Raw genomic sequence first — 13083 nt, 5'->3', positions numbered from 1 at the left:
CTACACGAGGCCAGGCAAATGCTGCAGAACAGGTCCGCTGAACACCCCGGGAGCCACTATCTGGCTATCCTCGAAAACCTGCGCGAGACAGCGGGCGAGAGCCGCACCGTCGGACTGCCCGATGCCGTTGTGCAGGTCTTTGTCGACTCTGACGCCAGCCTGCAACAGGCGATCGCTGATGCAGGCGATGCGCATAGCGCACTTGGCAGTGAAGCGGCTGATTTACTGGCCACGGCAGAACAAGACCTTACCGCCCGGCTACAGGATGGCCTGGTGAATTTCTATCCCGACGACGTGGTTAATCCGTATGTGGCGCTGGCCGCCTGCGGGCCCTGGATCATTACCACCTGCGGCGCTGTCATTCATGATTCCGGCGGCTACGGCATGCTCGGGCTCGGTCACAGCCCGCAGTTTGTGCTCGAAGCCATGAACCGTCGCCAGGTGATGGCAAACGTCATGACGCCCAGCCTTTCGCAACATCGCTTTGTCTCCGCGCTGCGGCAGGAACTCGGCCGAACTCGCGGCTCGTGTCCGTATAAGGGCTTCGTCTGCCTCAATAGCGGCTCCGAAGCAATGACTGTCGCGCTGCGGCTGGCAGACATCAACGCCAAAGTGCATACCGATCCTGACGGCCGCCATCGCGGCAAACCCATTCGCCGGGTCGCGCTCGAGCAGGGCTTCCACGGCCGCACAGACGGGCCGGCCCGCTATTCCGACTCCACACTGGCCAGCTATTCCGAACACCTCGCCAGCTTCCGCGACGGCGGCGGGCCGTTGACCGTCGAGCCCAACAACATCGCACAACTCGAAGAGGTTTTCGCGATGGCCGACCAGCAAGGCTTTTTTATCGAAGCGGTTTGCATGGAACCGGTAATGGGAGAAGGCAACCCGGGCATGCCGGTATCGCGCGAGTTCTACGATGCCGCGCGGCGCCTGACGCTGGAACACGGCTCATTCCTGGTAATCGACTCTATCCAGGCCGGGCTGCGGGCTCACGGCTGTCTTTCCGTGGTGGACTATCCGGGGTTCACCGACTGCATACCGCCCGACCTGGAAACCTATTCCAAGGCGCTCAATGCCGGACAGTACCCGCTATCGGTACTGGCTATCGGCGAGCGGGCAAAGGCAGTGTTTCGCGCCGGCATCTACGGCAACACAATGACGGCCAATCCGAGAGCGCTGGACGTCGCATGCGCGGTGCTCGATTCGCTGACCGACAAGCTGCGGGCGAACATTCGCCAGCGCGGCGCCGAATTTGCGCAACGACTGCAGTCCCTGGCCGACGAGATGGGCGACGCCATTACTGCGGTTCAGGGGACCGGCCTGCTGATCAGTTGTGAACTGAATCCGGATCGCTACAAATGCTACGGCGCCGGCAGCATCGAGGAATATTTGCGCCTGCATGGCATCGGCGTAGTACACGGTGGCAAGCACTCGCTGCGCTTCACTCCGCCGTTTTCGATCAGCTCGGCCGAGATTGCCATGATCGTCAATGCGGTGCGTGACGCCCTCACCAATGGCCCGCGCCGCGCAGCCTGATCGGCCGCGCCATGACCATTATGTGAAATCTGTGACAAGCGCCCCCAAATAATCAATCACCTACGAGCTTCGGATAATTTAACATTTGCGACGTCGGGCGCCTCAGCCTAGACTCTTTATCCACAACCGGGCGTGTGATCCGGCAAGAAGCGCGTATACAGCGCTCCGCGTTAATAACAACGGCTTTGCCGACCAATTGATAGGGATAAGAAAATGAGAATCTTCTTCGTACGTGCTGCAGCTGCTGCTCTGCTTTCACTGGTGGCAGTGAATGCCGGTGCCGCGACTCTGATCGGGACCTTTCTCGACGACGCCGCCTGGACACTGATTCATCCGGGTTCCGGACCTGGCGATTCAGAAAACAACCCTAACAACTGGCTGCGCTGGGATCCCGGCCAGCAGGTGATCTGGGACCTTACCGGCAACACGCTGAGCGCTGTTGGGCCGCAGGAATTTACCCTTAGCAATGCCAAGGGATCGGTTGGCACTTTTACGCTGGTTTCTGCCTCTTTTGACCTCAGTGGCGCCAACGGCTTTGCCGGCGGCACGCTGACTTACGACCTGAGCGTCGCCGGCGGCGCCGGACCGTTCGGCACCGTCGACATCACGGGCGGCACCTTTACGTTTGCCGAAGCAAGCTACGGCAGCACGCCGTTCAACTCTTCGACGTTCGACGGCACCACGCTGGAAATGTTCGCCTGGGGTGGTGATGTGGACAACGGCATCGGCATCGATATCGGCACCGGCGCAGTTGTTCCGCTGCCGGCTCCCCTGCTGCTGTTCGCCTCGGGCCTGCTGGGTCTGGGCGCACTACGCCGCCGCAGCTGATTTAGTCAAATCTCGCGAGAAAAGCCGCACCCTCACGGGTGCGGCTTTTTTCTTTTGTGATTGCCATCACCGCAATTCAATGAGAGCCGGGGTATAAATTAAGCATCAAACGTGTCCGCAGGACACGCGTGACCAGGGCAAACCCGCCGAAAGGCGGGGACGCAAAGCCACCGGTCCTTCGGCAGCCGCGCTGCCCGGACAGCGGAGCTGCCACGAACCGAGCCGCATCCCGCTCGAATTGAGATGCATGTCCCGCTTTGTGCGGCTCGTCACAGGCACGTCCCCCCCGCCTGAGGTGAAATCAGCTCTGGATACAGACCGGCAAAGGCCCGGCGATTGTCGCCGGGCCCGGTCAGGCAGGAGTGTGATGTTAGGTTTTCTGAAGAAGTTGCGGAAGAAGGAACAGGTTGAGCAGGTAGAGGGCACCGAGACTTCGGGCCTCGACCAGCTCGAGAACGCAAACACCATCGCGCGAGTACTGCCCGGCGTGCGGCATCTGGCGATCAACCTGTCCATCCGCGCCCCCGACCATGAGATCGAGCCGAGCCTGAACAACCGCAGCTTCGGACCGAAATCGCGGGCATTTTTTAATTTCCGCTGCAAAAACGTCGATTGCGTAGACGGTGGCTTTGACCTGCAGCAGGATGTGCTCGAAGCGGTGCGGGAAAACCGTAATGAGCTGACCGGTCGCCGTGTCTGTGACGGCTGGCGCAGTGCGAGGCTGGTTGGCCAGCAGAAATGCTTCTACGAGCTGAACTTCAAGGCTCATATCAGCTACCTCGATAACGCCTGAAGCTTACGGCCGGGTGCTGCACGCGGCACCATGCTTTATCATCAGCGATCCAGTTGGCGGGGATCGCAGATGAAAGACCAGATTGGCAGCCTCTATTCAGAGCATCACCAGGCTCTGTCAACGCGCCACGCCGAGGCACTTGCCGCAACCGGCTACGACACACTGGTCATCTATGCCGGCAAATCGCATGCACAATTCCTCGACGATAGTGAATGCCCGTTTCGCGCCAATCCGCACTTCAAGACCTGGGTGCCGCTGCCGCAGCTTCAGGGCTCCGCAATAGTCTTCAGGCCCGGGCACCAGCCGACACTGGTCTACCTGCAACCGCGCGACTACTGGCACACCCCGCCGGCCGATCCGGACGGCTACTGGACAGACAGCTTTGATGTGCAGATTGTCCGGGATGACATCGAGGTCGCAGCCTTGCTGACAGATGCTGTCGCAGGGAAGGTTGCCGTTGTTGGTGACCACACCAAGCCACCCGCCATACTCGGGCTGGGCGAGCGCAACCCGGAAAAATTGCTGGCCCGCCTGCATTTTGATCGTGCGATCAAGACCGGCTTTGAGATCGAATGCATGCGTCGCGCCAACCGGTTTGCGGTTCGCGGTCATCGCGCGGCAGAAGCAGCTTTTCGCGCAGGTGCTTCCGAGTTTGAAATACACATGGCGTATTGCTCGGCCTGTGGCCAGGCGCCTGATCAACTGCCGTACGACAACATCATCGCCCTGAACGGCAATGGCGCGGTGCTGCACTATCACAATTACCAGCAGCAGAAGCAGCCACCACAGGCATTCCTGATCGATGCCGGTGCATCGTATTGTGGCTACGCCGCTGACATCACCCGCACGTATTCTGCCGCCGATGATGAATTTGCCGCATTGGTTAATGCGGTCGACGCCGCACAGCTCTCGTTGTGCGAGCTGGCCCGGCCAGGACTGGACTATGTCGACCTGCACCTGGAGGCCTGCACCCGCCTGGCGCAGGTGCTGGTCGAGCACGGCGTCCTGCGCTGCACCGCTGCCAGTGCAGTAGACCAGGGCATCATGAGCACGTTTTTCCCGCACGGGCTGGGACACCTGATCGGCGTGCAGGTACATGACATTGGTGGCCACCAGGCCAGCCCGGCCGGCGACCAGCGACCTCCTCCGTCAGAGCATCCGTTCCTGCGTCTGACACGCACGCTGGAGCCAGGGCTGGTCTGCACGATAGAACCGGGCATCTATTTCATCGATATGCTGCTGGCCGAGCTGCGCCAGGAAACTGCCGCCGCCGAAGTTGACTGGGAGCGAGTCGAGCAGTTTCTGCCGTTTGGCGGCGTGCGGGTGGAGGACGATATCTGCATCACCTCATCCGGGCACGAGAACCTCAGCCGCGATGCTTTCGCGCAGGCACCGGCAGATTGAGTTAAATCGCTGAATTGTCACGCGCTGTGCCTCCGTGATCCAGCGCACAGTCGACGTACCGTAATAGCTCTAGGCTGGTAGCTGAACCAATAGCAGCGCCTGACGCCGTGCCGTAATGCCGGAAGTAAACCACAGCCCATACCTCAACCAGCTCAAGCGTTGGGCCGTGATATTGCTGGTGGTGCTACAGGCAGCCACGGTGATCTCGATCCTGTTTTTCTCGGGGCTGGCCAGCGAGGCTGCGCTGTTGCGCCAGGCCAAGAAGATCCTCAACGGCGCCACGCTGGAGACTGTAGGTCACGCAGAAGCATTTTTGGGGCGCGCCTACGGCCAGGCTGTAATCACCGCGGAATTGCTCGGCAGTGGCGTGCTGGAGGCCGGCGACACCGAACAACTGGAAAGCTATTTCGTCAGTCAGCTGGATGCTAACCCGTCTTTCGCGGGCATCTATCTCGGCACCGAATCAGGTGAGTTTGTTTATCTGTCACGTGCAGTAGACGAAGCCGCCGGAAAGTATCGCCTCAAGCATGTCAGGCGAGTGAACGGCGGTACGGAAACCACGCTATGGTGGCGCAACACCGCCGCCGGCAAACTCGGCGGAATCTCTGACCCGCAGGATGACTTCGACCCGCGCAGCCGGCCCTGGTATCGCGATGCAAAGGCCAGCGCCGCGTTTTCCTGGACCGATCCCTACATTTTTTTCACTGCCCAGCAGCTCGGTATTACCGCAGCCAACCCGGTTTACGATACTAACGGCAGCTTTATTGGCGTTATCGGCGTCGATGTCGAGCTGCAGGCGCTGGCGGGCTTTCTTGCCGAACTGGATATCAGCGATGCCGGCTCTGCTTTTATTGCCAGCACCGACGGTCTGCTGATTGCCGCACCGCACCTGCGTAACCAGGCGGTGCGTGACCTGGAGGCTTTGTCACTGGACGCCATGTCCGATCCGATCGCCCGCAACGTGCTCGATGCCATCCGCGATGCCAGCCTGGTATCCAGCATGAGCCACAGCACCAGCTTTACCGCCGGCAAGATCCGCTATATCGCCGACTCCATGCCGCTGACATTGACCGATGGTGACCGGTGGCTGATTGCGACATATGCGCCACGCGCCGATTTTCTTGGCGACATCCGCGCCAGCGAGCGCCGCAGTATGTACCTGGCGATCGGCATCATGTGCCTCGCCGTGCTCATTGGCGTACTGCTTACATCGACGGCATGGACACCGCTGGAGATGCTGCATTTCCAGGCCAATCGCGACCAGCTGACGCAAATTCACAACCGCCACTTCCTGATGAAACACGGCAAGCGTCTGTTCGCCGAAGCGCGGCTGCAGAACGAGCCTCTCTCCGCTGCAATTATTGACCTCGACCACTTCAAACAGATCAACGACGGCCGCGGTCACGCCGCCGGGGACGCCGTTATCAAGGCTATGGCGCAACGCCTGACCGAGGTCTCCCGCGCGCACGATCTGGTTGCCCGTTACGGCGGCGAGGAGTTCGTGATGCTGTTACCGACCGCCGATGCCCAGACCGCCAAAGGGGTGCTGGAACGCGCGCGCGCAAGTCTCGAAGAACGACCGATCGAACACAACGGCCAGGTAATTCCCGTTACCTTCAGCGCCGGGGTGTGCCAGATCAACGAACACATCAACACCATGGAGCCGGTGCTGAACGCGGCAGACAAGGCACTGTACCGCGCCAAGTCCAACGGCCGCGACCAGATCATAGTAGCACCACCGCCCGCCGTCGAGCAGAACCCGAACGACAGCGGCGCCATCGCCGCTATCTGCCCCTAGCAAGGATCAAGTCTGCCCCCCGTTTTTTCCGGCCAGGGCGGCGGCCCGCAACTTCCACCTTATTGCCATCGCTTCCGGTTCACGAAGCGTCTCCGCGGAAACAACGATAGGGACGCCCATGCAGCCGGGCAATACTGCGTCGCAGCATCGCCCGGTAGGCCGTTCGATACCGGGTATCAATAACTGTCGATTCTGACAACGGGCCCTGACACAATTAATCGTTATTCCGTTTTGGCATGGCTCATCTATGAATACGCACGCTGCCGCCGACAAGCGGTGGACCGATGAGGAACTGGACGGTCTCACGGTCGAAAGACAATTTCGGCTGAGAGGGCTGGAAGTAACGCGTCTGGACACTTTTGTTGATGCGGCTTTCGCCTTTGTACTTACGCTGCTCGTAATATCGTTCGACGATATTCCGTCAGATATTCCTGAGATGCTGGCAGCCGTAAAACGGATTCCCGGGTTTGCCGCCAGTTTTGCGGTCCTGATGCTGTTCTGGCTTCAACACCGAATGTGGAGTCGTCGCTATGGCCTGGAGAACTCCAGTACGGTTCTGCACAGCCTGTTATTTATATTTGTGATGCTGGTTTATGTGTATCCACTGAGAATGGTGTTCGAGGGAATGTTCTCCAACCTCACTGGCGGTTACCTGGCCACGAGTTATCAGATCGAGACCTACCTGGACCTGCGCCTGATATTCGTATTCTACTCCGCCGGTTTTCTCGCCATGTCACTGCTCGTTAGCCAGTTATATCGTCTGGCCCTGCGCAGCTCCACTTCGCTGGCGCTGAATTCAATTGAACAGCGAAAGACCAGAGTTGAGATGCACGCATGGGCGCTTTCCGCGAGCTTCGGCTGCTTGTCAATTCTTCTGGCCCTTACCCTGCCCGACGCCTGGGTTGTAGCTGCCGGCTACATGTATTTTGGGTTAATCCCTGCAATGCGACTCCCTGCGTTTCTCGACCGGCGTCGAGCAGAACCCTGATGGCTAACGCAGGTGGTATCCGAACTTCTGGTCACCGAAGCGAACGCGATGATCCACGGCGGACAATACAATCACAGACCTTTGCTTCTGGCGCGTCCAGCTCGTAGACCGCAAGGAGCCCTGGCAGGAGCAAGCCGGCGGGGGGCGGCTCGCTGATTGAGATGGCCCGCCCGATCTTTACCAAACCTGTTAATCCAGTGGTAACAGATATGTCACTGGAAGAGCCGCCGCAATCGAAAAAGAATGTCTCTCCACAAGAGATGGACTCCTGACGCCATGGTAAAGACCTGTTCTTCGCCATCGTCAGAATCAGCTTATGGGTATTCCCACAAGCGAGTAGTCACTGCGTCAGCCACACTTGCTGTCGCCGCACGAAAGGCAGGTGCGACAGCCGTCGAGCATGACCACGGCGGCAGTGTTGCAGCGGGCACAGAGCTGGGCACCGGCCGGATAGACCGTTTCGGCGAAGGCATCGGTCTGGCGGTTGGCTTCCTCGAACTCGGCGCGTTTCTCGGCGATCAGCTTCTTGTGATGCTCGTCGAGCTCTGTCGGCGCCAGCAGGCCGATCTTGCGCAGGTGCGTTTCCACCACGTGACCGAGCTCGGCAATGATCGACGGCATATAGGTGCCGCCTGATTTCCAGTAGCCGCCGCGCGGATCGAAAACAGCCTTCAGTTCATCGACCAGGAAGGTGACATCACCACCTTTGCGGAACACCGCTGAAATAATGCGGGTCAGCGCGACGATCCACTGGTAGTGGTCGAGGTTTTTCGAGTTGATGAAAATCTCGAACGGCCGGCGCTGCTCGTGTTCGGTGCCGGCATTGAGAATGATGTCATTGATCGTTACGTACATGGCGTGATCCGACACCGGCGTCTTCACCTTGTAGGTCGATCCCTCCAGCTCCTCCGGCCGGCCGACCTTCTCGTGCATGTGAATGACGTTGCTGGTCGACTCGCTGGCCGCCGCCAGCTCTAAAACCTGGGCCTGCGCGGCTTTTTCAGCAGCCGTTTCTTCTGTCAATACGTTGTATTCGACTATCTTGCGTTCAATCTTGATCGGGTTCATGGCTCTTTCTAAATCTGCAAATTGGTAAAAAAACGGCTCAGAACTTGCCGTAATAGCCCTCCTTGAGGGCATCGAACAGGTTGGCTGCAGTGTGCGTTTCGCCGTCGTACTCAACTTCTTCGTCGCCCCGCAGCTCCACCACATCGCCATCATCGAGGGTGAAGCGATACCGGGTGTTTTTCAGGTCGCCTTCCTTCACCAGCACGCCCTGGAATGCCTCAGGGTTGAAGCGGAAAGTCGTGCAGCCCTTCAACCCTTTCTTGTACGCGTACAGGTAGATGTCTTTGAAATCTTCGTACGGGTAGTCGGTGGGCACGTTGGCCGTTTTCGAGATGGACGAATCAACCCAGCGTTGTGCAGCCGCCTGAATGTCGACATGCGCTTTCGGCGTGATGTCTTCGGTCGTAATAAAGTAGTCCGGCAGGGCGTCGGCGCCTTCGCCATCCGGACCCGCCTGCGGGTTTACCAGCTCGCGATAGGCCAGCAGCTCGAAGGAATACACGCCGACCTTTTCCTTGGTTTTGCGGCCCGCTCGTATCACGTTGCGGAAATAATGGTGGGCAAAACTCGGCTCTATACCGTTACTTGCGTTATTGGCCAGCGACAGGGAAATTGTGCCGGTCGGGGCGATAGAGCTGTGATGAGTGAACCGTGCCCCGACCTCGGCCAGCTCGTCTACCAGCTCGGGCGCCACCTCGCCGATACGCTCCATGTAGCGGCTGTAGCGCGCGTGCAGCACCCGGCCCGGTATTTTCGCACCGACCCGCCAGCCGTCCCGCACCATCTTCGGCCGCTGCCGCAGCATTTCTTCGGTTACGGTGAACTCTTCCAGCATGATTGGCGCCGGCCCCTTCTCCTTGGCCAGCTCCAGCCCGGTCTGCCAGCCGGTCAGGGCCAGCTCGCGTGCTACCCGCTCGGTGAATTCGACGGACTTCTCGTCACCGTATTTCATCCGCAGCATCGCTATCGTCGAGCCCAGGCCGAGAAAGCCCATGCCGTGGCGCCGCTTGCCGGTAATCTCGTCGCGCTGCCGTGACAAAGGCAGCCCGTTGATTTCGACAACGTTGTCGAGCATGCGGGTAAAAATACGGACGACCTTGTTGAACTCCTGCCAGTCGAAGCAGGCTTCGTCGGTGAACGGGTCGCGCACGAAACGCGTGAGATTGACCGATCCCAGCAGGCAACTGCCGTACGGCGGCAGCGGCTGCTCGCCGCACGGATTTGTCGCACGTATATCTTCGGCAAACCAGTTGTTGTTCATCTCGTTGACACGGTCGATGAGCACAAAACCCGGTTCGGCGAAATCGTAGGTGGAACTCATGATCATGTCCCACATGCGCTGTGCCGGCATTTTCTTGTATATCTTGCAGGCAACCAGGCCGGCTTCGTTTCTTATGTAGTTCTCGTCATTCGGCCAGTGCCGCCAGATGACTTTGTCTGCATCGTCCAGGTCGAGTTGTTCGGCGTCCTGTTCTTCGTGCGAAATCGGGAACGCCAGCGACCAGTCGGTATTGTCCATGACCGCCTGCATGAATTCGTCGGTTACCAGCAGTGACAGGTTGAACTGGCGCAGACGACCGTCTTCACGCTTGGCGCGGATGAAGTCCACGACGTCCGGATGCCCCACATCGAAAGTCGCCATTTGTGCGCCGCGGCGACCGCCGGCCGACGACACCGTGAAACACATGCGGTCGTAGATATCCATAAACGACAGCGGCCCGGAAGTGTGTGCGCCGGCGCCACTGACATAGGCGCCGCGCGGGCGCAGCGTGGAGAACTCGTAGCCGACGCCGCACCCGGCCTTCAGGGTCAGCCCGGCCTCGTGCACCTTGCCGAGAATATCGTTCATCGAATCACGAACGGTGCCTGACACGGTGCAGTTAATAGTCGATGTGGCGGGCTTGTGTGCGTGCGCGCCCGCATTGGAGACGATACGGCCTGCCGGGATTGCGCCATGACGCAGTGCCCAGACAAAACGGTCGTACCAGCGCTCGCGGCAATCCGCGGTCTCGACGTCTGCGAGTGCGCGAGCGACCCGTTCGTAGGTAGCCTCGATCGTTTGGTCCACCGGCTCGCCACCGCGTGAGGACAGACGGTATTTCTGTTCCCAGATATCGAGTGATGCCGGTTGGAAAGGTATTTCTGTCGCCGTCGGTGCCAACTTGAGGGCTGTGGTCATAGCCGCGTCCGCTCCCCATAGAGAATAGAATTGTTGATCTGCCCGGCCCCTGCCCGACCGGTCCCTCCACTGCTGCAGGTGTTGTTATGTAAGTTGCCCGGCGGCAATACAACATCTTGTGCAGCGGGCCACTAGACTAGGGCTCGCCCCGGTCAGTGTCAAGACCCGGCACCGCCGGAAACAGGGTCATTTTTTTCAACAAAATCAACGTAGTGTGGATAACTTGTGGAAAAGTTGTTGAATTGACTGGGGGAAATTTTAACAAGTCCGCAAGGGCTGTGGACACAAGATATTGTGTTTTGCCCGAACGCAGAATCCGCCCCTTATGTCAAGCCTGACGAACGCGCTTGAATTGCGCAAAAGTGCCCCCAGATCACCTGTCACAAGGCATTTTGACCCCCCAGATCCACGAGGAGATTGATCATGAACCTGATGCGTTATGAGCCCTGGGACACCGCCCGCTCGCTGCACCGCGAGATTGACCGGTTGTTCCGCGATATTGGCAGTCGAGACCGCGAAACTGTGGCCGACTGGGTCCCGGCCGTAGACCTGCAGGAACAGGAAGACTGTTTCCTTTTGCATGTGGACGTCCCCGGTGTCGACCCGCAGAACATTGATATAGCGGTCGAAGGCGGCGTCCTGACGCTGTCAGGACAGCGTGAATCGACCTCCAGCGATGACCACAAAGGCTTCCGCCGGGTCGAGCGCATCAGCGGTCGTTTCCTGCGCCGATTCACTCTGCCGGATGGCGTTGACACCGAGGCCGTAAGCGCGCGCAGCGAGAATGGCGTGCTGGAAATCAGCATTCCGAAGGCCGCCCGGACCCAGCGCAAACGGATCGAGATCAGGGCAAGCTGAACGGCTTCCGGCCTGAGGACCAGGGCGATGATGGAACCATCGCCCCTGTCCTGCTGTCTTTTTCTACCACGGCGCGCCTGATTTGCTGCCCCCCGGCGTCGTGCTTACCATTGCCGTTCATTTTTCGGGAGACAGATGCCCATGAAAACCCGGCTCGCCATTGCCGCCGTATTGCTGCTCACCAGCGCGTGGTCACTGCACGCCGCACTACCGCTGGAAGTCGGCGGGAAACAAGTGCCCTCGCTGGCGCCGATGATCAAGGAAGTCGCGCCATCCGTGGTGAATATCGCGGTGCGCGGCAGCGTCGAGGTCGCAAACAACCCGTTTTTTGACGATCCGTTTTTTCGCCGCTTCTTCGACGTCCCGGAGCAGTCGCGCCGGCGCCAGTTCCAGAGCGCAGGCTCAGGTGTCATTGTCGATGCGAGCAAGGGTTACATACTCACCAATGCACATGTGGTGAATAACGCCGAAGAAATCGAAGTGACGTTGCTCGACGACCGCACCGTTGAAGCAAAAGTCATCGGCGCTGATGCCGGCTCCGATATTGCGGTTATCCAGGTTGAATCCGGCGAGCTGAAACAGATTGCGCTGGGGAATTCCGACGAGCTCGAAGTGGGCGACTTTGTCGTTGCGATCGGCAATCCGTTCGGTTTCACCAACACCGTTACTTCCGGCATTGTCAGCGCACTTGGCCGTTCCGGTCTCAATCGCGATGCTTACGAAGATTTTATCCAGACTGACGCCCCGATCAATCCGGGCAATTCGGGTGGCGCATTGATTGACCTGAACGGCGAACTCGTCGGCATAAATTCCGCCATTATTTCCAACAGCGGCGGCAATCTCGGTATCGGCTTTGCAATACCGATCAATATGGCGCGTTCGATCATGGACCAGATCGTAGAGTTCGGCGAAGTCCGCCGCGGACTGCTGGGCGTGAATATCTACACACTGACCGACGAGCTGGCTGAGGCTTACGGCCTCGATACGACCGAAGGCGCCCTCGTAGCGCAGGTCATGCCCGGCTCGGCTGCGGAAAAAGCCGGCATCGAGGCCGGCGACGTGATTGTCGATATCGACGGCACGACGGTCGACGACGCCGGTGAGCTGCGCAATACCATCGGGCTGATGCGCATCGGCGATGAAGTGAAGGTCACTGTTATCCGCGACGGCAAACGACGCCGGCTGACCGCTGAACTGGGCGGCGCGCAGGACCAGCAGATTGCGGCAGCCGAGTTGCCGGCCGGGTTGCGTGGCGCCGAGCTGTCGGAGTTACCGGACAACCGCGAGTACCGTGGCGTCGAGGGTGTGCTGGTTGCCAGCGTCGAAGCCGGCAGCGCCGCGGCGCGGCGCGGGCTGCAGGCCGGCGATGTCATTACCAAGGTAAACCGCAGCCGCATCGACAGCCTGGCGGGGTTTCGCGAGGCGATCGAGGAGGCCCAGTCGCTGGTGTTGACCATCCGCCGTGGCAGTGCCCAGCTGTTGCTGATCCTGTAATGCCTGAGCCGGATAAAAAAAGGTCGCCCGGCCGAGGGGGACCGGACGACTAGGGAGAGTGGCTGAAGTTTAACATAATCTTCCAAAAGTGCTAACGCTTTGGAATAAATACGAAAATGTGAACAACAGCCCTT

At 59.5% G+C, this 13083-nt stretch carries 10 protein-coding genes and 1 riboswitch; of the genes, 8 read left to right on the top strand and 2 right to left on the bottom strand.

Annotated features, from left to right (window positions below; genetic code table 11):
• The first annotated feature begins 18 nt into the window (after positions 1 to 18).
• The 6 genes from HKN06_06585 (at position 19) to HKN06_06560 (ending at position 7350) form a co-directional block, all read left to right on the top strand.
• On the top strand, positions 19 to 1539 hold the full coding sequence (locus HKN06_06585; GenBank protein ID NNF60982.1) for an aminotransferase class III-fold pyridoxal phosphate-dependent enzyme: 1521 nt from the start codon (positions 19 to 21) through the stop codon (positions 1537 to 1539).
• A gap of 213 nt (positions 1540 to 1752) precedes the next feature.
• Complete coding sequence (locus HKN06_06580; protein NNF60981.1) at positions 1753 to 2367, top strand: hypothetical protein; 615 nt, start codon at positions 1753 to 1755, stop codon at positions 2365 to 2367.
• A gap of 126 nt (positions 2368 to 2493) precedes the next feature.
• Positions 2494 to 2582, top strand: a riboswitch (cyclic di-GMP riboswitch).
• A 152-nt stretch (positions 2583 to 2734) separates the two neighbouring features.
• A complete protein-coding gene (locus tag HKN06_06575; protein NNF60980.1) occupies positions 2735 to 3160 on the top strand; it encodes a hypothetical protein in 426 nt (141 codons plus the stop codon).
• A gap of 69 nt (positions 3161 to 3229) precedes the next feature.
• Positions 3230 to 4564: a Xaa-Pro dipeptidase gene (pepQ, locus tag HKN06_06570; GenBank protein NNF60979.1), complete on the top strand. Its 1335-nt coding sequence runs from the start codon at positions 3230 to 3232 to the stop codon at positions 4562 to 4564.
• Between the two features lie 115 nt (positions 4565 to 4679).
• A complete protein-coding gene (locus HKN06_06565) occupies positions 4680 to 6362 on the top strand; it encodes a diguanylate cyclase (GenBank protein NNF60978.1) in 1683 nt (560 codons plus the stop codon).
• 247 nt (positions 6363 to 6609) lie between these two features.
• Positions 6610 to 7350 carry a DUF1211 domain-containing protein gene (locus tag HKN06_06560; protein NNF60977.1) on the top strand — a complete coding sequence of 247 codons (741 nt, stop codon included), beginning with the start codon at positions 6610 to 6612 and terminating at the stop codon, positions 7348 to 7350.
• 348 nt (positions 7351 to 7698) lie between these two features.
• On the opposite strand, the gene HKN06_06555 is transcribed toward HKN06_06560, so the two are convergent.
• Positions 7699 to 8418 (bottom strand): NrdJb, encoded by a 720-nt coding sequence (locus tag HKN06_06555; GenBank protein NNF60976.1) that lies wholly within the window; start codon positions 8416 to 8418, stop codon positions 7699 to 7701.
• A gap of 37 nt (positions 8419 to 8455) precedes the next feature.
• Positions 8456 to 10597, bottom strand: coding sequence for an adenosylcobalamin-dependent ribonucleoside-diphosphate reductase (locus HKN06_06550; protein ID NNF60975.1), 2142 nt, complete (start codon positions 10595 to 10597; stop codon positions 8456 to 8458).
• A 423-nt stretch (positions 10598 to 11020) separates the two neighbouring features.
• On the opposite strand from HKN06_06550, the gene HKN06_06545 reads away from it, so the two are divergent.
• Both HKN06_06545 and HKN06_06540 read left to right on the top strand, forming a co-directional pair.
• Positions 11021 to 11455: an Hsp20/alpha crystallin family protein gene (locus HKN06_06545; protein NNF60974.1), complete on the top strand. Its 435-nt coding sequence runs from the start codon at positions 11021 to 11023 to the stop codon at positions 11453 to 11455.
• Between the two features lie 141 nt (positions 11456 to 11596).
• Positions 11597 to 12949 carry a DegQ family serine endoprotease gene (locus HKN06_06540; GenBank protein ID NNF60973.1) on the top strand — a complete coding sequence of 451 codons (1353 nt, stop codon included), beginning with the start codon at positions 11597 to 11599 and terminating at the stop codon, positions 12947 to 12949.
• Positions 12950 to 13083: the final 134 nt, after the last annotated feature.

The sequence above is a fragment of the Gammaproteobacteria bacterium genome, assembly GCA_013003425.1.
Lineage (GTDB): Bacteria > Pseudomonadota > Gammaproteobacteria > Steroidobacterales > JABDKV01 > JABDJB01.
The sequence above is the reverse complement of the archived record's forward strand: the minus strand, read 5'-3'. Positions and strand labels throughout refer to the sequence as shown.